Annotated in this window: 2 protein-coding genes and 1 pseudogene; all 3 read left to right on the top strand. The window is 28.4% G+C overall.

The features are described 5' to 3' along the window. Positions 1 to 266 (top strand): annotated as a pseudogene (locus tag RI68_RS04400) (hypothetical protein); the annotation flags it as partial. 75 nt (positions 267 to 341) lie between these two features. Continuing rightward, positions 342 to 545, top strand: coding sequence for a hypothetical protein (locus RI68_RS03215; protein ID WP_017192072.1), 204 nt, complete (start codon positions 342 to 344; stop codon positions 543 to 545). Further along, positions 529 to 1233, top strand: coding sequence for an amino acid ABC transporter permease (locus RI68_RS03210; protein ID WP_017193792.1), 705 nt, complete (start codon positions 529 to 531; stop codon positions 1231 to 1233). Before RI68_RS03215 ends, RI68_RS03210 begins: the two co-directional genes overlap by 17 nt. Positions 1234 to 1544 lie beyond the last annotated feature (311 nt).

Below are 1544 nucleotides of genomic sequence, written 5' to 3'. Positions count from 1 at the left end.
GGCTAAATAAAAAAACCAAACTGTTTATTTTAATTAATAAACAATTTGGTTCAATTAGTTGTTTCCTTTTGGATCCACTTTTGTGGGGCACCTCACATATTGTCGGTTTTATAGCTGAATCGTCTTTAGCCCAACAATATTTAAAATCATTTCCTGATATATTAACAACTATTGATAATATTGGTACAGTATTATACCAACAAATGCAAGAGAACAAAGTGGATATTGACACCAGAATTGGGGTTAAAAAAATAATCCTTTATTAGGACAAGTTAATGAAGCTTTAAGGAAAATAGATAAAAATATTAGAAAAGGATATATGCAACAAGAGATCCAAATTTATGCAAAAAATCAAAATTAATAATATTGATGCAACATTAGGTCAAAAAATGAAAAAAGCCGCAGCGGATAACGACACCATAATTGGGGTTAAACAAAATAACTATTTATTAGGACAAAAGAATGAAGTCTTAAAAAAAATAGCGCCAATTACTAGAAAAGAATATATGGAAATAGCAGGCAAAAATTATGCCACAAAAAAGTAGTATTTTCACTATCTTAAGAAAAAACTATGCTTTATATCTAGAAGGTATTAAAATAACCCTTCTTTTAGCTATTATAGGAACACTAGGAGCGTTTGTAATCGCGTTAGGTATTGTTTATCTAAAAGGTAAAAAACAAGACAGAAAAAAAGTTACTTTTGTTCAATATTATATCCAAACGATAACTGATAAATTTCTCTCTGTCTATATTTTTGTTATCAAAGGCATTCCGATGATGATTCAAGCGATGATGTTTTATTACGGCATTAACTCTTTAGGCAAGTTTGAATGGTTAACCCCTTTGAGAGCTGGTCTAATCGTGATTACTTTCAATTCAACCGCTTATATCGCTGAAATAATTTTAAGAAACGTTAATTTCTTTGATACGGCTCAAATAGAAGCCGCTCAAGCTTTAGGGATGACAGAGAAACAAACTTTAAGACATGTTATTTTTCCTCAAGCGATCAAAAGATCTTTACTGCCGATAATGAACGAATTTATCATTAATTTAAAAGATGGTTCTGTTTTAAGTGTTATTGGGGTAATGGAATTATTCGCCGTTACTAAACAAATTAGAGGAGCAACTTTCAATACTTTTGCTACTTTCACTATCGCCGGCGTTATTTATTTAATTTTATTCGCTAATATCGGTTTAAGAGTGTTAGAGAAAAAATTAGGCGCTAATAAATAACCTTTAAGTATCAAAAGTGCCTTAATTTATTATTAAAATCAAAAAACAACTATCAAAAGGAAGTTGAAAGGCGCCTTTTTTATGGTTGGTTATAATAATTTTAGAAGTTATTTTTTTGTTTAAAAACTTTTATTTCTCTTTGTCTCCCGACAAACTATAAATTATCATCTCCTTTTCAATAAAGATATAACTTTTTTAACTTAGTCATATCTCATTTCATATCTTTTTTATCTTTTATAACAAGTTAATTTGATCTAGTTATTTTACTATCTTATAATAAAATGCATTATAAGATAGTATTTTTAATATTT

The organism is Vaccinium witches'-broom phytoplasma str. VAC, assembly GCF_000309405.1.
Taxonomy (GTDB): Bacteria; Bacillota_I; Bacilli_A; order Acholeplasmatales; family Acholeplasmataceae; genus Phytoplasma.
Note: the sequence above shows the minus strand (reverse complement) of the source record. Positions and strands in the feature narration are given on the sequence as shown.